Annotated in this window: 20 protein-coding genes; 10 read left to right on the top strand and 10 right to left on the bottom strand. The window is 69.9% G+C overall.

Going from position 1 to position 18,661, the window contains the following annotated elements:
• Positions 1–7 precede the first annotated feature (7 nt).
• From BLV57_RS30115 to BLV57_RS30100, 4 genes are read left to right on the top strand one after another with little or no spacing between them, the layout of a single operon-like run.
• Complete coding sequence (locus BLV57_RS30115; RefSeq protein ID WP_342741224.1) at positions 8–859, top strand: LytR/AlgR family response regulator transcription factor; 852 nt, start codon at positions 8–10, stop codon at positions 857–859.
• A 6-nt stretch (positions 860–865) separates the two neighbouring features.
• Entirely contained in the window at positions 866–1,231 is a 366-nt protein-coding gene (locus BLV57_RS30110) for a hypothetical protein (protein ID WP_091294487.1), read from the top strand.
• Positions 1,232–1,235: 4 nt separating this feature from the next.
• On the top strand, positions 1,236–2,726 hold the full coding sequence (locus BLV57_RS30105; protein ID WP_091294486.1) for a sodium/solute symporter: 1,491 nt from the start codon (positions 1,236–1,238) through the stop codon (positions 2,724–2,726).
• Positions 2,723–3,913 (top strand): sensor histidine kinase, encoded by a 1,191-nt coding sequence (locus tag BLV57_RS30100; RefSeq protein ID WP_091294484.1) that lies wholly within the window; start codon positions 2,723–2,725, stop codon positions 3,911–3,913. Before BLV57_RS30105 ends, BLV57_RS30100 begins: the two co-directional genes overlap by 4 nt.
• A 102-nt stretch (positions 3,914–4,015) precedes the next feature.
• Here the strand turns inward: BLV57_RS30100 and BLV57_RS30095 are convergent, their stop codons facing one another.
• Positions 4,016–4,549 (bottom strand): sigma-70 family RNA polymerase sigma factor, encoded by a 534-nt coding sequence (locus BLV57_RS30095; protein WP_091295067.1) that lies wholly within the window; start codon positions 4,547–4,549, stop codon positions 4,016–4,018.
• 225 nt (positions 4,550–4,774) lie between these two features.
• On the opposite strand from BLV57_RS30095, the gene BLV57_RS30090 reads away from it, so the two are divergent.
• Complete coding sequence (locus BLV57_RS30090) at positions 4,775–5,668, top strand: DUF1996 domain-containing protein (protein ID WP_091294483.1); 894 nt, start codon at positions 4,775–4,777, stop codon at positions 5,666–5,668.
• Positions 5,665–6,357, top strand: coding sequence for an anti-sigma factor family protein (locus tag BLV57_RS30085; RefSeq protein WP_091294481.1), 693 nt, complete (start codon positions 5,665–5,667; stop codon positions 6,355–6,357). Before BLV57_RS30090 ends, BLV57_RS30085 begins: the two co-directional genes overlap by 4 nt.
• Here BLV57_RS30085 and BLV57_RS30080 read toward each other — a convergent pair.
• Together BLV57_RS30080 and BLV57_RS30075 are read right to left on the bottom strand one after the other, a co-directional pair.
• On the bottom strand, positions 6,348–7,271 hold the full coding sequence (locus tag BLV57_RS30080) for an aminoglycoside phosphotransferase family protein (RefSeq protein WP_218134900.1): 924 nt from the start codon (positions 7,269–7,271) through the stop codon (positions 6,348–6,350). The genes BLV57_RS30085 and BLV57_RS30080 overlap by 10 nt on opposite strands.
• Before the next feature lie 42 nt (positions 7,272–7,313).
• Positions 7,314–7,895: a TetR/AcrR family transcriptional regulator gene (locus BLV57_RS30075; RefSeq protein WP_091294480.1), complete on the bottom strand. Its 582-nt coding sequence runs from the start codon at positions 7,893–7,895 to the stop codon at positions 7,314–7,316.
• Between the two features lie 115 nt (positions 7,896–8,010).
• On the opposite strand from BLV57_RS30075, the gene BLV57_RS30070 reads away from it, so the two are divergent.
• On the top strand, positions 8,011–9,201 hold the full coding sequence (locus BLV57_RS30070; RefSeq protein ID WP_091294478.1) for a cytochrome P450: 1,191 nt from the start codon (positions 8,011–8,013) through the stop codon (positions 9,199–9,201).
• Positions 9,202–9,207: 6 nt separating this feature from the next.
• A complete protein-coding gene (locus tag BLV57_RS30065) occupies positions 9,208–9,426 on the top strand; it encodes a ferredoxin (protein WP_091294476.1) in 219 nt (72 codons plus the stop codon).
• A 52-nt stretch (positions 9,427–9,478) separates the two neighbouring features.
• Here the strand turns inward: BLV57_RS30065 and mtnA are convergent, their stop codons facing one another.
• The 5 genes from mtnA to BLV57_RS30040 are packed head-to-tail and all read right to left on the bottom strand — an operon-like array spanning position 9,479 to position 13,262.
• Positions 9,479–10,447 (bottom strand): S-methyl-5-thioribose-1-phosphate isomerase, encoded by a 969-nt coding sequence (gene mtnA, locus BLV57_RS30060; RefSeq protein WP_091294474.1) that lies wholly within the window; start codon positions 10,445–10,447, stop codon positions 9,479–9,481.
• Positions 10,447–11,238 carry a PIG-L family deacetylase gene (locus BLV57_RS30055; RefSeq protein ID WP_091294473.1) on the bottom strand — a complete coding sequence of 264 codons (792 nt, stop codon included), beginning with the start codon at positions 11,236–11,238 and terminating at the stop codon, positions 10,447–10,449. Before BLV57_RS30055 ends, mtnA begins: the two co-directional genes overlap by 1 nt.
• Positions 11,239–11,251: 13 nt before the next feature.
• Positions 11,252–11,953 (bottom strand): dienelactone hydrolase family protein, encoded by a 702-nt coding sequence (locus BLV57_RS30050; RefSeq protein ID WP_091294472.1) that lies wholly within the window; start codon positions 11,951–11,953, stop codon positions 11,252–11,254.
• 3 nt (positions 11,954–11,956) lie between these two features.
• Positions 11,957–12,367 carry a Clp protease N-terminal domain-containing protein gene (locus BLV57_RS30045; protein WP_091294470.1) on the bottom strand — a complete coding sequence of 137 codons (411 nt, stop codon included), beginning with the start codon at positions 12,365–12,367 and terminating at the stop codon, positions 11,957–11,959.
• 22 nt (positions 12,368–12,389) lie between these two features.
• Positions 12,390–13,262: an arginase family protein gene (locus tag BLV57_RS30040; protein WP_091294468.1), complete on the bottom strand. Its 873-nt coding sequence runs from the start codon at positions 13,260–13,262 to the stop codon at positions 12,390–12,392.
• A gap of 61 nt (positions 13,263–13,323) precedes the next feature.
• On the opposite strand from BLV57_RS30040, the gene BLV57_RS30035 reads away from it, so the two are divergent.
• The gene (locus BLV57_RS30035; RefSeq protein WP_091294467.1) at positions 13,324–14,676 is read left to right on the top strand and encodes a TrpB-like pyridoxal phosphate-dependent enzyme; all 1,353 of its coding nucleotides are present in this window, start codon (positions 13,324–13,326) and stop codon (positions 14,674–14,676) included.
• Between the two features lie 88 nt (positions 14,677–14,764).
• Complete coding sequence (locus tag BLV57_RS30030; RefSeq protein ID WP_091294465.1) at positions 14,765–16,309, top strand: TolB family protein; 1,545 nt, start codon at positions 14,765–14,767, stop codon at positions 16,307–16,309.
• On the opposite strand, the gene BLV57_RS30025 is transcribed toward BLV57_RS30030, so the two are convergent.
• On the bottom strand, positions 16,306–17,880 hold the full coding sequence (locus BLV57_RS30025) for a hypothetical protein (RefSeq protein WP_091294464.1): 1,575 nt from the start codon (positions 17,878–17,880) through the stop codon (positions 16,306–16,308). The two genes, BLV57_RS30030 and BLV57_RS30025, sit on opposite strands and share 4 nt — an antisense overlap.
• Entirely contained in the window at positions 17,862–18,620 is a 759-nt protein-coding gene (locus tag BLV57_RS30020) for an ABC transporter ATP-binding protein (protein ID WP_218134899.1), read from the bottom strand. The genes BLV57_RS30025 and BLV57_RS30020 overlap by 19 nt, the downstream gene beginning before the upstream one ends.
• Positions 18,621–18,661 lie beyond the last annotated feature (41 nt).

Below are 18,661 nucleotides of genomic sequence, written 5' to 3'. Positions count from 1 at the left end.
GCCATGGGTGACGGTCGCGAATGGCCCCCAGCTCTGTTCCACCTGCGAACGCAGGGGTATCAGGCCGCCCTATCAGCCGACACTGCGGGTGCTGGCGGTCGATGACGAGCTGCCGGTGCTCGAAGAACTCGTGTACCTGTTGCGCGCCGACCCCCGGATCGCGTGGGCCGAAGGCGTTTCCGACGCGACCGAGGCGTTGCGGGTGCTGCATCAGGCGATCGGCAGCGGCCAGCCGCTCGACGCGTTGTTCCTCGACATCCGCATGCCCGGCCTGAACGGTCTCGACACCGCGCGCGTCCTTTCCCGGTTCGCCGAACCGCCCGCGATCGTGTTCGTCACCGCCTACGACGACTCCGCTGTCGAGGCCTTCGAGCTCAACGCGGTCGACTATCTGCTCAAGCCGGTGCGCCAGGAACGGTTCGCCGAGGCCGTGCACCGGGTGCTGCACGCGGTGGCCGAACGCGGCGACCACGTCGAACCGGCGGCGCCGGAACCCGCTGCCGAGTCCGAGGACGACACCATCCCGGTCGAGGTCGGCGGGCTGACCCGGTTCGTCAAACTGGGTGACGTCCGGTTCGCCGAGGCCGACGGCGACTACGCGCGGCTGCACACCGCGCAGGGCAGCTTCCTGGTCCGCTCGGCGCTCACCGCGCTCGAAGAACGCTGGCGTGACCTGGGTTTCCTCCGGATCCACCGCAGTCATCTGGTCGCGCTGAAGTACGTCGACGAGCTGCACGTCAACGCGGGCCGGGTGACCGTCCGCGTCGGCGGCACACTGCTCACGGTCAGCAGGCGGCACGCGAAGCAGCTGCGGGACGTCCTCGTCAGGCAGGCCAGGGTCAACACGCGGAACGGGTGAGCGGCGATGAACGAGCGCAAACGGGTCACCGTCACCAGATCGACCACCTCGGCCAGGCCGCGGCAGTATCCGGTGCGCCAGGAGATCGACGAGGAGACCGACATCGGCGGGCTGTATGTCGGCTCGCTGATCCGCGCGCAGCTGCGGCTCGGGATCACCGTGTGCCTCGCGGTCGGCGGGACGCTTGCCGCGATCCCGGCGCTGTTCTGGATTTTCCCCGCGGTGCGCGATATCCGGCTGTTCGGCGTCGGGCTGCCGTGGCTGCTGCTCGGGGTGCTCGTCTATCCGTGCGTGGTGCTCGTCGCGTGGATCCTCTCGCGCTGCGCCGAACGCAAAGAACGAGAGTTCGCCGAGATGGTGGATCGGCTCTGAGACCTTGAACAACGCCTACAGCATCGTCGCTGTCGTCTTGGTCGTGCTCGCCACGCTGTCCATTGGCATCTACGGCCTGCGCGTTTCGCGCACCACCTCGGACTTCTACGTCGCGTCGCGCACTGTTTCGCCGCAATTGAACGGGTCCGCGATCAGTGGCGAATATTTGTCCGCCGCCTCTTTCCTCGGCGTCGCCGGGCTGTTGTTCGCGTTCGGCTCGGACATGCTCTGGTACCCGGTCGGGTACACCGTCGGCTATCTCTTCCTGGCCGCGCTGGTGGCCGCGCCGTTGCGGCGCTCGGGCGCGTACACGCTGCCCGACTTCGCCGAGGCGCGGCTGGAATCCCGGACCGTGCGGCGGATCGCGGGCGTGCTGACCGTCGGCATCGGCTGGATTTATTTGCTCCCGCAGCTGCAGGGCGCGAGCCTGACGCTGGCGACGGTCACCGGCGCGCCGAAATGGGCGGGCGGCCTGCTCGTGGTCGTCGTCGTGGTCAGCAACGTGGTCGCGGGCGGGATGCGCTCCATTACTTTTGTGCAGGCGTTCCAGTACTGGTTCAAGCTGACCGCGCTGGCCGTGCCGCTGCTCTTCCTGGTGTGCGCGTGGCTGATGCACGGCAAGGCCAGGCCCGACGCGGGCCTCGCCGGGGAAGCCGGCCGGTTCTCCCCGTTCAACGGCATGCAGGAGTATCCGGTCTACGTCATCTACGCGCTGATGATCGCGACCTTCCTCGGCACCATGGGACTGCCGCACGTGGTGGTCCGCTTCTACACCAACCCGTCCGGCCGCGAGGCGCGCCGGACGACGGTGGTCGTGCTGGCGCTGCTCGGCGTCTTCTACGTGATGCCGCCGGTGTACGCGGCGCTCGGCCGGGTGTACAACCCGAACCTCCCGTCCGACGGCAACACCGACGCGATCGTGTTGCTGCTGCCGCGCTGGATGATCGGCGGCGTCGGCGGCGACCTGCTCGGCGCGCTGCTCGCGGGTGGCGCTTTCGCGGCCTTCCTGTCGACCTCGTCGGGACTCATGGTTTCCGTCGCGGGCGTGCTTTCGGGCGCGCGCAACGTCCGCGCCTTCCGGCTGGCGACCATCGTGGCGGCCGCGGTGCCGTTCGCGATCACCCTGCTGGTGCCCGGCCTGCCCGCGGCGAACGTGGTCGGGCTGGCGTTCGCGGTCGCCGCGTCCTCGTTCTGCCCGCTGCTCGTGCTCGGCATCTGGTGGCGGAAGCTGACCTCGGTCGGCGCCGCCGCCGGGCTGATCACCGGCGGCGGTTCGGCGCTGGTCGCCGGCGCGGTGACGATCGCGCGCGGCCAGGAAAGCGGGCTGCTGCACACCTTGCTCGCGTGGCCTGCCGCGTGGAGCGTGCCGCTCGGGTTCGGCGTGATGGTCGTGGTCTCGCTGCTGACCCCGAATCACCGCGCCCCGGGCGCCGCGCGCATGCTCGCGCGGCTGCACCTGCCCGAAAGCGTGCTGGAAGGGACCAAACGCGCATGACGATCTTCCTGAGCGCGCTGGGCGGTGCGGCGGTCGCCGTCGCCGTGATGCTGATCGTCGGCCGGTACGCCAAGCGGTCCGGCTCGCGGCTCGGCACCGCCGCCGAGCGGGCGACCTTCGAAACACTGCACACGGCCTGGTCTGCCGCGCCGCCGCTGCGGGCGGGCCTGGTCCCGGCGACGGCCAGGAAGGCCGCCCGGCATCTGCGGACGCTGCTGGACACGCCCGCGCTCGCGATCACCGACGAGACCCGGCTGCTCGCGTGGGACGGCGCCGGCCAGGACTGCCATGGCGAGGTGACCGCCGAGCTGGCCAAGACCGTCTTCGAATCCGGCAGGCCCCAGGTCTTCGGCAGGGACAAGCTGGGCTGCGCCGAGGCGGACTGCCCGATCCGCTACGCCGTCGTCGCGCCGCTCGCCGTCGACGACCACGTGGTCGGCGCCATCACCGCCTACAGCTCCACCGCCTCCGCCGCGCTCGTGCAGGCGACCAACGAGGTCGCGCGCTGGGCGTCAGGACAGCTCGAACTGGCGGAACTGGACCGGTCGAAGCGGCGGCTGCTCGAAGCCGAGGTCCGGGCGCTGCGTGCGCAGATCTCGCCGCACTTCATCTACAACTCGCTGACGGTGATCGCGTCTTTCGTGCGCACCAACCCCGAGCGCGCGCGAGAACTGCTGATCGAGTTCGCCGACTTCACCCGCTACTCGTTCCGCCGCCACGGCGACTTCACCACGCTCGGCGAGGAACTGCGGTCCATCGAGCAGTACCTGACCCTGCAGCGGGCGCGGTTCGGCGACCGGCTCAAGGTGACGCTGCGCATCGCGCCCGAAGTGTTGCCGGTGAACGTGCCGTTCCTCTGCCTGCAGCCGCTCGTCGAGAACGCCGTCCGGCACGGCATGGACGGCGAGGCGGGCACGGGGCATCTCACGATCGTCGCCGAGGACGTCGGCTCGGAGGCCCACATCTTCGTGGAGGACGACGGCTCGGGCATGGAACCCGAGCAGGCGCGCCGGATACTCGCCGGTGAGGTCGACGAAACCGCGGGCATCGGCCTCGGCAATATCGACGACCGACTTCGTCAGGTCTACGGCGACGCGTTCGGGTTGGTGGTCGAGACCGCGCCGGGCGCCGGAACCAAGGTCCACGTGCGCGTCCCCAAGTACCGATCGGGCGTCGGGCCCAGGTGAAAGCGCCACCGGGACCTGCGTGAAGGCTTGCTTACGTGGCTGAGCTCCGTCTGGATACGCACCGTCATGCTCTCCTCCACGTGTCCGCCTTCGGGAAGGTTCTTACCTATTGGGTGAAACAGTCAACCCCAGTTCTTCGACGGCTTGGCGTAACGCGCGCAAGGCGTTGTACGTCCGGGACTTGACCGTGCCCAGCGGGATGCCGAGCTCGCGCGCCGTGTCCTTGATCGACAGGTCGCGGAAGTACAGCTGCGCCAGAACCGCCCGGTGTTCCGGACGCAGCCTGTCCATGGCCTCACGCATGGCGTGGGTCAGTTCCACCGACGCGATCTCGTCCTTCGCGACGGCGACGGTGTCGAGCCCGGTGTCGTCGACCTCGAGCGGCCGCGCCTTGCGGGCCCGCCAGTGGTCGCAGACGAGGTTGCGGGCCACCGTGTAGAGCCAGGGCCGGATCGAGGTGTGCCGGGTGGTCAGCGCCTCCGGCCGCTGCCAGGCACGCAGCAGCGTCTCCTGGACGATGTCCTCGGCGAGCTGGACGTCCGTGCCGGTCAGCTTGCGCACGTAGCGGCGCAGCGCGGCCTCGTGTTCGTCCATCACTTCGCGCAGGGTGGCTGAGTCCATCTTCAGGTGCGGCATGCCGAACCCCTCCAACGGTCCCGCCGGACACTCTGACCGGTCACGTTCCTGAAGGTAGGGAGACGAACGTCACGTCGGTACGTCCTTGCCGGGAATCCGAGACGAGCCGCCGGAAGCGCGAGTTCTGCGGACGGGCGGTGTCCGACGAACGGATGGGCGGTCGGGGAATAGGGGTTAATCGGCTCGGAAGTGAACCCGAACGGGGTCCGGGGCCGTGTCACAGACATGAGGTTGAGCCGTATCGCACTGGGACTGGCCGCGGCAGGGGTGCTCGCGGGCTGTTCGGCGGCCCCTGAGGGCCCGCTGGCGCAGGACTACGCCGACGTGCTGACCACGGCGCCCAGTCCGGTGCCCGCCTACGCGGCGGCCAGCGTGGTGGAGACCGACTGCGGCGCCAACGCCAACGGTCATCGCAACGTGGACAACTTCATCGCCACCCCGGGGCAGCCCGGCGCGGCGCACCACGAGCACGAATACGTCGGCAATGTGTCGACCAACGCCATGTCCACCGACGCCAGCCTGGCCGCTGCCGAGACGACCTGTCCCGACGGCAACCTGTCGACCTACTACTGGCCGGTGCTGCGGCTGTCCGGCGGCCACGGGCACGACCTCGGCGCGCCGCCGGTCCCGCCGTCCTCGGTGGCCATCAGCTATCAGGGCAGCCCGGCGGGCCCGGTGGTCGGCATGCCCCGGTTCCTGCGGATGAGCACCGGCGCCCCGCGCGCGTTCACCGAACGGACGCCGTCACAGGCGAAATGGACCTGTTCGGGTCTCGAGGACCGGGTCCAGACCAAGTACCCGGTCTGCCCCGGCGGCGCGCGCGTGGTCCGGATCTTCGACTTCCCCGGCTGCTGGGACGGCCGCAACACCGACAGCGCCAACCACAAGTCGCATCTGGCGTTCGCCGACGCGGCGGGTGTCTGCCCGGCGCGGACGTTCGCGATACCGCGGCTGCGGGTCGAAGTCTCCTACGATGTGCCCCAGGGCGCGAAGTTCGCCATCGACTCCTTCCCGGAGCAACGGCAGAATCCCGGCACCGATCACTCCGACTTCGCGAACGTGATGACCGACGACCAGATGGCGGCACTGGTCGCGCAGCTCAATGGGGGTCGGCGATGAACACGCACGACACGGACTCGCTCGGCGTCTACGTGCTGGGCAAGCTCGATCCGGACGAGGCGAAGGCCGTCGAAGCGCACCTCGCCGCCTGCGCGGCCTGCCGCCAGGAGGTGGAGGAACTGCGCGAGATCCAGGTGATGCTCGGCGCGGTTCCCGACGAAGCCTTTCTGGACGGGCCTCCCGAAGACGAACTCGTGATGCCCCGGCTGGTGCGGCGGGTCCGTGACGGGCCCCGGTTCTTCACCCCAGGCCGCTTGGTCGCGGCGTCGATCGTGGTCGCGGCCATCGGCGGACTGCTGCTCGGCCGTGGCACCGCGCCGACCGAGCAGGTCGCCTCGCCCGTGCCGGCGCCCACGACCCAGTTGAACGTGCCGCCCGCGGCAGGCACCAAGGTCGCTTCGGTGACCGATCAGGCCAGTGGCGCGCGGATGACGCTGCGGGTCGAGCCCGCGGCGGGCTGGGTGCGGGTGAACCTCGCCGCCGCCGGGATCAAAGCGGGCGAGAAGTGCCGCATCGTGGTCGTTTCACGGTCGGGTGAGCGCGTCGTCGCGGGCAGCTGGCTGGTCTCGCCGGACGCCGAGCGGGTGGGCAGCAACGTCGACGGCACCGCGCTGATCCCGCTGGACCAGGTCGCGTCGGTCGAGATCGCCACCTTCGCCGGACGGACGATGGTGGCCGCTCAGCTGTGACCCCACCAGGCCGCCGCGAGCGCGTCCAAGGTGGGCAGGGGTGGCGCGGGCAGCATGCTCAACCACCAGCGCAGGTTGCTGTAGACGTGCAGCAGGCCATACGCGAGGCACCGGCGCGAGAACGCCTCGTCGAGGCCGGTCACGCCGTAGCCGAGCAGGAGCTCGCGCAGGAACGCGGAATCGCCGCCGGAGACGAACAGCCCGGCGCCGACGAAGTCGTACTCGGGCGCGCCGCGCATCGCCGGTTCGAAGTCGAACAGGCCGGAAAGCCGCCAGTGGCCGTCGTGCCCGGTGACCATGATGTGGTCGCGCATGAACTCGGTGTGCAGCAGCACCGGCGCGGGATCGCCCAGGTCGACGCCGTCGAGGAACCCAGGGATCTGCTCGATCCAGGCCTCGTCCAGCTTCGTGGCGCAGTGATGATCGAGCACGTTCTTTCGTTGCTCGGCAAGGAAATCGGGCCAGCTCGCGGGGCCGAGCCCGGGTGGCGCTTCGACCGCGTGCAGCGCGGCGAGCGCTTCGCCGAGCCGCGGCGCGAGTGAGCGACGGTCCTCTGTGGACAGCCGGGGCCACACGGCGCTGAGCGTCTCGCCGGGAAGGCGTTCCATCAGCACGTGACCCCAGCCGTCGTGCTCGCCTGCCGACTCGACCGCGGGCGTCGGGATCGGCAGGCGGCCGTGTACCGCTCGCAGCACCCCGCTTTCGGTCGGGAGCTCGCCGAGGTGCACCGGCGGGAAGAGCTTGAGCACGAGCTTGTCGCCGACCGCGTAGACCGGGAGTGAGCCGTCCTCGAACGGGACGACGTCTTCGCCGCCATGGCCGAGCTTCCCCAGCAGCTCCCGGACCGGGGGCAGCAGGGACTCACGGGTCAGCGCGTCGAACTCGGCCTCGGTGCCGGCGGCGGGGAACACCATGATCACGACCGTAGCCCGGACTTGACTTTCTCGGCGACGGATTTACGGCGTCTCGGTGCGCTCCAGCAGCGCGCGGCTCGCGAGGAGGACGAGACGGCAGATCTCGTCGGGGTCCGCGCTGGCCAGCGGCTCGCGGCCGGTGACGTCGCGGACCAGGCCGATGCCGAGCACCCAGGCGAGCATGAGATCGGCGCGCAGCTCGGCGTCGGCCGCGTCGGTGAGCTTGGCGAGCGCGTTCGCGTACTCGTCGCCGAGCTGCTTGCTGATCGGCGACGAGGCGCTCCCGCTGCCGGTGGAGCGGAGGAACGCCTCGAGCGAATGATCACGCTTTTTTCCGTGCAGCTCAGGGGAAAGCACGCTGCGCAAGGCTTTCTCGAGCAGCTTCTCCGGCGGCGTCGCCGCGATCAGCTCCCGGCCGCCGCGCGTGATCACCTCCTCGAAGAGCAGTTCCTTCGAGCCGAAGTAACGGAACAGCAATGCCTGGTTAGCACCCGCGTGCTTGGCTATGTCCCGCACCGTGGTGCGGTCGAAGCCGCGCTCGGCGAAGAGCACGGCGGCGGCGTCGAGCAAGGCTTCTCGAGTCGCGGCCGCGTCTCTCTTACGCGACAGTGGTTCTCCGGTCACTCTCCCCTCCCGGGAAGACCGTAACCCCTAAACCCATAGGGGGGTCATTGACCGGTCCGATGACCCGACCTAGCGTTGTAAGCAACTGCTTACAAGCTGTGACGGGGAGTGACCAGTGAGTATTACACCGCCTGAACCCGTTGCCTACCCCTTCGATTTCGGCCCGGGCCTCGACATGAACGAGGCCTACGAAGCCGCCCGCGACACCGACGGGCTGCTCCGCGTCAAGCTGCCGTTCGGCGAGCCCGGCTGGCTCGCGACGCGCTACGCGGATGTGCGGCAGGTCTTCGGAGACAAGCGGTTCTCCCGGGCACTGGCCAAGCAGAACGACCCGCCACGGATGTTCCCGACCGCGCTGGAGACCGGGATTCTGGCCGAGGACCCGCCCGACCACACCCGGCTGCGGCGGCTGGTGGCGCAGGCGTTCACCATGCACCGGGTCGAGGACATGCGGCCGTGGGTGCGCGACCTGGCCGAGGGCCTGCTCGACGACCTGATGGCGAAGGGCAGCACCGGAGAGCTGGTCGAGGACTACGCGTTGCCGCTGCCGGTCGCGGTCATCACCGAGCTGCTCGGCGTGCCCGATCTGGACCGTCCGAAGTTCCGCAAATGGAGCGACGCGTCGCTGTCCACCGCCCAGCTGACCGTCGAAGAGGCCGTCGCCAACCGCAACGGCCTGCGCGAGTACCTGGCCGAGTTCATCGCCGACCACCGCGAAAACCCGCGCGACGACCTGATGTCCGCGCTCATCCAGGCGCGCGACGTCGACGACCGGCTGACCGAGCTGGAGCTGGTCGACATGTGCGTCGGCCTGCTCATCGGCGGCCACGAGACGACGGCGTCGGAGATCCCCAACTTCGTCTACGTCCTGCTCGAGTACCCGCAGGAATGGAAGCGGCTGCTCGCCGAACCGGAGCTGATCCCGAGCGCGGTCGAGGAGCTCACGCGGTACGTGCCGCTCGGCGCCGGCGCGACTTTCTCGCGCTATGCCACCGAAGACATCGAGATCGGCGGCGTCGTGGTCAAGAAGGGCGAGGCCGTGCTCGGCGCGATCGGGCCCGCCAACCGCGACCCGCGCCGCTTCGAGGACCCGGACACCCTGCGGCTGGACCGCGAAGGCAACCAGCATCTCGGCTTCGGCCACGGCGTCCACCACTGCCTGGGCGCGCAGCTGGCCCGCCTCGAACTGCAGGAATCCTTGCGCGCGCTGCTGACCAAGATGCCCGATCTCCATCTCACCGGCGATGTCGAGTGGAAAACGCAGAGGCTGGTGCGGTCTCCTCGTAGAATGCCGGTGGGATGGTGATGATCTGTGACTTGGCATCTTGAGGTCGACGCGCATACCTGCATCGGCTCCGGAATGTGCGCCGCGCTGGCGCCCGAATGGTTCGAGCTCACCGGCGAGACGGCCACCGCACGCGCCGCCGAGGTCGACGAGGACGAGATCCTCCTCGACGCCGCCGACTCCTGCCCGGCGATGGCCATCGCCGTAGCCAACGCGGCAGGCGAGGAAATCGGGCCCCGGCCTTGACCAGGTCGTGAGTGTTCCGGCCGGTTAGAACCGGCCGGAACACTCACGACCCCTAGGCGGGCTTGAAAACCCCGTGCTCCGTCACGACCGCCGTGATGAGCGCGGCCGGGGTGACGTCGAACGCCGGGTTGAACACGGCCGCTCCCTCGGGCGCGACCCGCGTGCCCGCGAAGTGGGTGAGCTCGTCCGCGCGGCGCTCCTCGATCTCGATCTCCGCGCCGGTCGCCAGCGTGGTGTCCACTGTGGACGATGGGGCGACGACCACGAACGGGACGCCGTGGTGGGCCGCCGCGATCGCCAGCGAATACGTGCCGACCTTGTTGGCCACGTCGCCGTTCGCGGTGATCCGGTCCGCGCCGACGAGCACGCAGTCGACCATGCCGCGCGCCATCGCCAGCGCCGCCGCGCTGTCCGGCTGCACGCGGTACGGCACCCCGGCCTCCGCCAGCTCCCACGCCGTCAGCCTGGCGCCCTGCAGCAGTGGCCGGGTTTCGTCCACCAGCACCGATTCGACCAGGCCACGGGCGTGCAGATGCCAGACCACGCCGAGCGCGCTGCCCCAGGCGACCGTCGCGAGCCTGCCCGCGTTGCAGTGGCTGAGCAGGCGCAACGGACGGCGTGAGCACGCCGAAAGCACAACTTCCGCGGCCAGGCCCGACGCCTCGCGATTGAGCCGCTCGTCTTCCTCCAGCAAGGCGAGAGCCTCGGCGAGCACCGCGTCGGCGCCCTCACCGAGCCGGGTGAGCGCCCGCGTGACACCCCAGCGCAGGTTGACCGCCGTCGGCCGTGCCGACGCCAGGCGTTCCGCCTCCACGGCGACGTCCGAACCGTTGAACGCCGCCAGCGCGACCCCGAGCGCTCCGGCCGCGCCCAAAGCGGGCGCGCCGCGCACGGCGAGGCGGCGGATGGCGTCGATGAGCTCGTCGACCGTGCGCAGCGTCAGCGTCCGGTACTCCGACGGCAGCGCGACCTGGTCGATGATCACGACCGCGCCGTCGGCCCAGTCCACCGTCCGCCGCATTACAGGCCCGCCATCAGATCCGTCTCGGTGATGCCGGGGCCCTGGCCTTCGCGGATGAACCATTCGGTGCCGAAGCTGGCGGCGAACCGGTCGTCCGGCATCGACAGGAAGAACGACTGCTCGCTGATCTGCGACGCGTGCGCGCGCATCGCGGCCCGCTTCTCGGTCAGGTGCGCCGTCACGTCCACCTCGCAGGTGAGCTCCGCCTCCGGCTTGCCGAATTCGAACTGGTCGAAGTCCGGCGCGTCCTCCGCCTTCATCTGCCCGGACGCCACCGCCTCTTCCATGCCACGGCGCATGGCGTCGCGGTTGATCGTGCCCTGGTACACCCTCGGCGTGCCCGCCAGTTCGGCCGCGCGCTTGCCGACGCGGTGTACCTGGATGTGGTCGGGGTGCCCGTAGCCGCCGTTGTCGTCGTAGATCGTGAGGACGTCGGCGTTCTCTTCACGCAGGATGGCGGCCAGCTTCTCGGCGGCCTCCTCGACCGGAGCGGTCCAGAACGTGCCCGGCTCGGTGTTGGTCGGCTCGCCCATCATGCCGGAGTCGCGGTAGCCCAGGAACTCCACGCGCTTCACGCCGAGGATCTCCGCCGACGCGTGCGTCTCGATGACGCGGCGCTCCCATAGTTGTTCGCCCTCAGCGAGAAAGCCGTCTTCGACCTCACCGACCTCGCCGCGGGTGCCGACGACGAGCACCACGCGGTGCCCCTCGTCGGCGGCCTTGCGCATGACCCCACCAGTGCCGATGCATTCGTCATCGGGGTGGGCGTGGAATGTGACCAGGGTTGCCATAGCCAGAAGCTACCTACACAGGCAGGGTCCGTGCCAGGAAGCTTTCCGTGAGCGACCAAGCCGCTTCCGCGGCGGGAGCGTCGTAGAAGATCGCCGCGACATGGTTGTGGAACGCGTGCCCCGCCTCTTCCTGGACGTGGATCTCCGCGCCCTCGTGCCTGGCGACGGCCTCCTCGACGCGCTTCACGCCGTCACGGGCGATGTACGGGTCTTTGCCGCCGAAGTGGAACTGGATCGGGCACGTCACGCCGTCGAGCTGCCCGATGGCGTCCGGCACGGTCGAGCCGTAGAACGACACGGCGGTGTCCGGCGACCCCGCGGCCGCCGCGGCGAACGCGAGCGAGCCGCCGAGGCAGAAGCCGAACACGCCGACGCCGCCGCGGACCTCCGGCAGCCCGCGCAGCAGCTCGGCGGTGGCCAGCACGTCCGACAGCCCGAGCGCGAAGTCGAACTTCCCGACCACGGCCATCGACGCCGCGATCCCGGCCTCGTCGTGCCCCGATGACCACTTCGGCTCGAAGCGCCAGAACAGCTCGGGGACCGCGACCACGTAGCCGAGCTTGGCGAGATCGGCGGCGACCGACTTGAGGTAGTCGTCGAGCCCGAAGATCTCCTGGATCAGCACGAGTCCCGGCCCGCTGCCGGATTCGGGCAGCCAGACCGGCAGGTCGAACCCGCCGTCGGCGACGGTGACGTGCTCCGTGCGTGTGCTCAACCCTCAGTCCCCCAGTGTGGTGGCGATGACGCGGTCGCGGAAGTCCGCCACCGGCACGTTCAGCTCGCCCAGCGCGCGCGAGGCGACCGTGCCGGGGTCCGCGATGGTGGCCAGCAGCAGATGCCCGCCGGAAATCAGCTTGTGGCCGGTGCCGGTGGCCTCGTATAGGCCTTGTTCCAGCACGCCTTTGGCTTCCGTGCTGAACGGGACGTGCCCCTGGCCCGGCTCCTGGTCGGCTGGCACGAGCCGCTGGACGACCTGCCGTGCCTCGTCGATGTCGATCCCCAGCTCGTACTGCGACAGCGCGGCCAGGAACAGGTGTTCGTTCCCTATGCGCTGGTGCCCGAGCTTGCGCGTCTCGTCCTGCGCTCCGGCGACGACCTTGCGTGCGGATTCGGTGAACTTGTGAAACACGGCCCCAGCATGTCAGTTCGGCTCAGCGGTGGAAAGCGTTCACCAGCACCTCGGTGACCAGTGCAGCCTGGCTGCCGTCCGGGTCGAGGTCGGGGTCGAACACGGTCAGCTCGAAGCCCGCCGCGCCCGGCAGCGCGAGCAGGCCGCGCAGCAAGGTCACCAAGGTGTCCGGGTCGAGCCCGCCGTCGTCGGGACTGTCCACGGCCGACACGTACGCCGGATCGAGCGTGTCGATGTCGACGTGCACCCAGAAACCGTCGAGCGGCTCGAGCACGCGCCGCGCGGTTTCCAAGGCGGCGGCCGGACCCGAAGCCATGATCGACTCACTCGTCACCGTCGCGATGCCCGCGTCCGCGGCGTCGCGGGACTCGCGCTCGCGGGCGCCGAGCACCACGACGTCCTCGTCGCGCACGTACGGCTGCAGACCGTCGATGTCGGTGAGCTCGTCCGCGCCGCGGCCGGTCACCAGCGCGACGTCTTCGCCCGCCGCCGCACCGACGTGCGGCGAGTTGCCGAGATGCCGGAAGTCGTCGTGACCGTCGAGGAAGGCGAGGCCGAACCGGCCCGCGCGGCGGCGCAGCGCCAGCATCGCGCCGAGCAGGATCGAGCAGTCACCGCCGAGCACGACCGGGAAACCGTCCACGTGCGCCAGCCGCCCGGCGAGCGTGCGCGTGTACTCCGCGATCGCTTCGGCGTTGCGGACGCCGTCGCCGGGCTGCCACGCCGAGAGGTAGCGCGGGGGAGTGACCACCCCGCCGTCGTCCGCGCCGAGCCGCGTGAGCAGGCCCTGGTCACGCAGCGCCCCCGGCGCCTTGTAACAGCCGGGCACGGCGCCCGCCTCAGGTGGGCGAAGGCCCAGATTGGACGGTGCGTCGAGCAGGACGAGGTTGCGCATGCGGCCGAATCTAGCCTGATCGACTGGCTTAGTCCTGCCACCACTCCTACCGTGGGAGGCTATGGCCGAGCGCACGAAGTACATCCTGGACGAAGCCGAAATGCCGACCCGGTGGTACAACGTCATCCCTGACCTGCCGGAGCCACCGCCCCCACCACTGCACCCCGGCACCCGCGAGCCCGTCGGCCCCGACGATCTCGCGCCGCTGTTCCCGCTCGCGCTGATCATGCAAGAGGTCAGCGGTGAGAGTTACATCGACATCCCCGAGCCGGTGCTCGACGTCTACCGCTTATGGCGCCCTTCGCCGCTCTACCGAGCGCGAAGGCTTGAGAAGGCGTTAGGCACGCCCGCGCGGATCTACTACAAGTACGAGGGCGTCAGCCCGGTCGGCTCGCACAAGCCGAACACCGCTGTGCCGCAAGCGTTCTACAACGCGCAAGAGGGCGTCACCCGGCTGACCACCGAGACCGGCGCGGGCCAGTGGGGGAGCGCGCTCGCGTTCGCCTGCGCGACCTTCGGGCTCGAATGCGAGGTCTGGCAGGTGCGGGCCTCGTACGACCAGAAGCCCTACCGCAAGCTCATGATGGAGACCTTCGGCGCGACCGTGCACCCGAGCCCGTCGGAGCTGACCGCGTCCGGGCGCGCGATCCTCGCCGAGCATCCCGATTCGACAGGCAGTCTCGGCATCGCGATCAGCGAGGCCGTCGAGCAGGCCGCCGCCGACGAGGGCGCCCGGTACGCGCTCGGCAGCGTGCTCAACCATGTGCTGCTGCACCAGACGATCATCGGCGAGGAGGCGCTCAAGCAGTTCGAGCTGGCGGGCGACACCCCGGACGTGCTCGTCGGCTGCACCGGCGGCGGCTCGAACTTCGGCGGGCTCGCTTTCCCGTTCCTGCGGGAGAAACTGGCGGGCCGGATGTCGCCGGTGATCCGCGCGGTCGAGCCGGCGGCCTGTCCGTCGCTGACCCGGGGCAAGTACGCCTACGACTTCGGCGACACCGCCGGGCTCACCCCGCTGCTCAAGATGCACACGCTCGGGCATGATTTCATTCCCGACCCGATCCACGCCGGTGGCCTCCGCTATCACGGGATGTCGCCACTGATCTCGCACATCTACGAACTCGGGTTGATGGAAGCGATTTCGATCGGGCAGCAGGAATGCTTCTCGGCCGGGGTCAAGTTCGCCCGCACGGAAGGCATCATCCCCGCGCCGGAGCCGACGCACGCGCTGGCCGCGTGCATCCGGGAAGCCTTGCACTGCAAGGAAACCGGCGAGGAAAAGGTCATACTCACGGCATTGTGCGGGCACGCGCACCTCGATCTGCCCGCCTACGGCTCGTATTTCGCGGGCGACATGGTCGACGACGAGTTGTCCGACGACGCACTGGCCGAATCGCTGGCCGGATTGCCCTGATCTGACGGATCCCGTACACGGGATCTTGAGGTTTCTTCCCTGACGCGGCTTAGTAAGAACATCCGCCGCGCTAGGGAAGGAACTTCCTGTGCTCGCAAGGAGAACGCTCGCCGTCGCGGCGGCGCTGCCCGTCGCATTGCTGATCACCGGCGCGATCGCACCCGTCACCGAGGTGGTGAGCGGGCACGGGAACGCCCCGTCCGACAACGCCTACATCAGCCGGGACGGCCGGTTCGTCGCGTTCCAGTCCTTCGCGTCGAACCTGGTGCCGGGCGACACGAACGACGCCTCCGACATCTTCGTGCGCGACCGGCAGCTCGGCACGCTGACCAGGGTCAACGTCACCGCGCACGGCGGACAGGCCGACGCGGGCGGCTACGAGCCGTCGATCTCCGCGGACGGCCGGTTCGTCGCGTTCACCTCCAACGCGCGCAACCTCGTGCCCGGCCGCGCGGGTGAGGGCCTGGACGTCTACGTCAAGGATCTGCGCACCGGCGAGCTGACCGTCGCCAGCCGGACCCCGGAGGGCGTGTGGGCCGACAATGTCTCGTATCTGGCGCAGATCGCGGCCGACGGCCGCTCGGTCGTCTTCTTCTCGGCCGGCTCGAACCTCGTGCCCGGCGACGTGAACGGCGCGCCGGACGTGTTCAGCACCGACCTCGTCACCGGCAAGATCTCGCTGGTCAGCGCGACCGCCGACGGCTCGCCAGCGTTCGGGATGTCGGACCGGCCGACGGTCAGCGCCGACGGCCGCTACGTCGCTTTCCGTTCCAACGCGGGAAATCTGGCGCCCGGTGACGGTCAAGGCCGCTTCGACGTGTTCGTCAAGGACCTGCGCACGGGCAAGGTGACCCGGGCCAGCACGGCGGCCGACGCCGAGCGCCCGCGGATCAGCGGCGACGGCTCGGCGGTCACGTTCAGCTCGGCCGCCGCGCTGATTCCCGGTGACACCAACGGTTTCGCCGACATTTACGTCAAAGAACTCCCGAGTGGCAAGCTCGTCAGGGCCAGCGTCACCGCAGACGGGCGGCAGGGTGACGAACTCGCGTATCGCTCGGCGTTGAGCGCGGACGGCCGGTACGCCGTCTTCGAGAGCAAGGCGTCGAACCTCACGCCCGGCGACACGAACAAGGCCTTCGACGTCTTCGTCAAAGACCTGCGCACGGGCGCGCTCACCCGGCTCGGCGCGGGCGCCGGGCCGGGGATCAGCGCGGACGGCCGCTCCGTGGTCTTCGACGGCGAGGGTCACGTCTTCCACACCAGACTGCCGAAGCCGGACGCCGACCCGTTCGCGAACGCTGTCGCGTCGGCGTCGAATGTGGTGGTGCTGAACGGAAAACACGCGCTCGGCGCGCCCGACGGCAGGCACGCGACCGTCATCGGATTACTCAACGGCCGCTTCACCCTCGACCTCGGCGACGACGAGGAGGGCGTGGGTGACCTGGAGATCCGCGGCTGGTGTCTCGGCAGGGTCCCAGTAGATTTCCTTGACGCGAAAGGAAAGTACGTCGGGTCAAGCCAGTTCTCTTCGAGGAATCCCGTGGTCCGGCACGCGGGCGCGCCTTACCGCTACGCCCGGTTCAACCTCGGCCTGCTGCAGACTTTGAGCGTGGACGGCGTGCGAGCGTCCTAAACGGACACTCGCAGCTCGGCCAGTATCTCCGGTCCCGTCGCGGTGAGCCTGGCCACCGCACTCTTGCCCCAGTACCAATAGAACGCGCCGCCGATGGCGATCCCGACCGGGATCTCCAGCCAGCGCAACACCGGCAGATCTTGGGTACGCCCGAACACCTCGAGGATGATCACCGGGATCGTCGTCAGCGCGGCCAGCAGCTCCATCCCGAGCAAGGGAAGGATCTTCGCGCAGCCCGCGTTGCCGCCTGTGGCGAACGGGTTCGAGGTCTTACGCTGATCCGGCAGCGGATACGGCGCCATCGCGGACTGCAGGGCGACGGAACCGGCGCCCGCGAGCACCAGGACCGCGAACAGGGACAGCACCAGCGGATACGTGGAGGGATGGCCGGTCGCCGCGGGCAGGACCAGGCAGCACGCCAGCCCGACCGACCCGACGATGAGCAGCCAGGCCAGCTGCCTGCCCCGGACGTCGGCCCGGATCGCGCCGGGGGTGAGCAGGGTGTGCCAGAAGCCGCTGCCGTCGAAGCCGTACAGGTTGCCGGTGTAGAGCGGGACGTAGAACGCGAGGCAGACCCCGGCGCCCGAGGCGAACGTGGCCGCCGACCCGTCGTAGAGCGAGGGCCCGATCATGATCACCGGGCCGACGAGCATCGCGCTGAACATCGTGGTCCGCCGCCGCGCGTCCCGCCACCACGACCGCAGTTCCTTGCCGACGACCGCGCCCAGCGGGGTCGCGGGCAGCAGTGCGCGGCCGGTCCGTTTCGCGCGGCTCTTGGCCACCCCGTGGTACGCCGGGTGGGTCACGCGCCGCGCGAGCAGTTTCGCCCAGGCCAGCAGCAGCCCGGCGAGCAGCACGACCATGGCCGCTGCCAGCAGCAGGACGGTCGTCCACTGCCCGTCGCCCGCGGCACGCACCGCGACGGCACCCCAGCCGGACGGCAGCGCCCGCGTGACCGAGGTCAGCTCGCTCGCCTGGCCGTCGATGATCGCCGGGCCGAGCGTGTGCAGGACGTACTGCAGGGCGACACCGGACAGCGTCAGCAACGCGACGACCACCAGCGCGAGGTCCTTGCCCTTGCGCGTGCTCAGCAGCGCGCCGAGCAGGCCGGTGACCACCCGGTACAGCAGCACGGCCAGCACCAGCTGCAGCACGGTGAACACCAGTCCGACCAGTGCGGCGCCGCCGCCGAGGCGCTGGCCGTAGACGAACAGCCCGGCGAACGCGACCAGCGAGACCACCGTCGTCACGCCGACGAAGCTCGCGGCGAGCAGCCCGGTCGCGAGCTTGCGCCCGCTCAGCGGCAGCAGTGAGAAGTGCTCCGGCCGCAGCGACTCGTCGCCGCCCATCAAGACCGGCCCGAGTATCCAGCCGAGCAGCCACAGCGCGTAGATGGACGCCAGCAGGTCGACCGAGGTGCCGGGATCCGCGAACGAGACCGCGCCGTAGGAGAGCGTGGCGACCGCCGCGGCGAGCCCGACGACACCGCCGAGAATGGTGCCGATGGCGCGGTTGCCTCGCAGCGCGTGGCGCATCACGCGCAGCTTCATCCCTACGAAGACGCCAACCACGACAGCCCCTCCGCCCCACCGGTCCGCCCGCCGACGATGTGCACGAACGCCTCTTCGAGACTGCCCTCGCCCCGCACCTCGTCGACGGCGCCCGCCGCCACCAGCCGCCCAGCGCTGATCACCGCGACGTGACTGCACATCTGCTCGACCAGCGCCATCACGTGACTTGACAGCACCACCGCGCCGCCGGAGGCGACGAACCGGTTCAAGATCGTGCGGATGGTCGACGCCGACACCGGGTCGACCGCCTCGAACGGCTCGTCGAGCACCAGCAGCTTCGGCGCGTGCAGCAACGCCATGGCGAGCCCGATCTTCTTCCGCATGCCCGCCGAGTAGTCGATGACCAGCGTGTTCGCCGCGTCGAGCAGCTCCAGCACCCCGAGCAGCTCGTACGCCCGCTCGGCGACGGTCTGCGCGTCGAGCCCGCGCAGCGTCCCCATGTAGGTGAGCAGCTCACGCGCGGTGAGCCGCTCGGGGATCGACAACCCGTCCGGCAGCACCCCGACCTGCGCCTTGGCCCGCTCAGGCTCCGCCCAGACGTTGGCGCCGAAGATCCGCGCGCTCCCGCGGTGCGGCCGCAGCAGCCCGACGGCCATGGACAGCGCCGTGGTCTTGCCGGCCCCATTGGGCCCGACCAGGCCATAGAACGACCCTGGCGGCACCTCGAGGCTCACGTTGTCGACCGCGAGCTTCGCCCCGAACTGCCGGTACAGCCCGTACATCCCCAGCGCCGGAACCATGCGCATCCCCCTGACCGAGTCGCTGGCGCGACCCTACGCCG

Source organism: Amycolatopsis xylanica (assembly GCF_900107045.1).
Classification (GTDB): domain Bacteria; phylum Actinomycetota; class Actinomycetes; order Mycobacteriales; family Pseudonocardiaceae; genus Amycolatopsis; species Amycolatopsis xylanica.
This window is presented reverse-complemented; position numbering and strand designations above follow the sequence as displayed.

Bases quoted from the DNA above. Each gene is read 5' to 3' on its own strand.
- BLV57_RS30035 (WP_091294467.1), top strand. From the start codon at position 13,324: ATGGCCGAGCGCACGAAGTACATCCTGGACGAAGCCGAAATGCCGACC.
- BLV57_RS30055 (WP_091294473.1), bottom strand. From the start codon at position 11,238: ATGGCAACCCTGGTCACATTCCACGCCCACCCCGATGACGAATGCATC.
- BLV57_RS30095 (WP_091295067.1), bottom strand. From the start codon at position 4,549: ATGCCGCACCTGAAGATGGACTCAGCCACCCTGCGCGAAGTGATGGAC.
- BLV57_RS30110 (WP_091294487.1), top strand. From the start codon at position 866: ATGAACGAGCGCAAACGGGTCACCGTCACCAGATCGACCACCTCGGCC.
- BLV57_RS30085 (WP_091294481.1), top strand. From the start codon at position 5,665: ATGAACACGCACGACACGGACTCGCTCGGCGTCTACGTGCTGGGCAAG.
- BLV57_RS30090 (WP_091294483.1), top strand. From the start codon at position 4,775: ATGAGGTTGAGCCGTATCGCACTGGGACTGGCCGCGGCAGGGGTGCTC.
- BLV57_RS30100 (WP_091294484.1), top strand. From the start codon at position 2,723: ATGACGATCTTCCTGAGCGCGCTGGGCGGTGCGGCGGTCGCCGTCGCC.
- BLV57_RS30080 (WP_218134900.1), bottom strand. From the start codon at position 7,271: ATGGTGTTCCCCGCCGCCGGCACCGAGGCCGAGTTCGACGCGCTGACC.
- mtnA (WP_091294474.1), bottom strand. From the start codon at position 10,447: ATGCGGCGGACGGTGGACTGGGCCGACGGCGCGGTCGTGATCATCGAC.
- BLV57_RS30020 (WP_218134899.1), bottom strand. From the start codon at position 18,620: ATGGTTCCGGCGCTGGGGATGTACGGGCTGTACCGGCAGTTCGGGGCG.
- BLV57_RS30040 (WP_091294468.1), bottom strand. From the start codon at position 13,262: ATGCGCAACCTCGTCCTGCTCGACGCACCGTCCAATCTGGGCCTTCGC.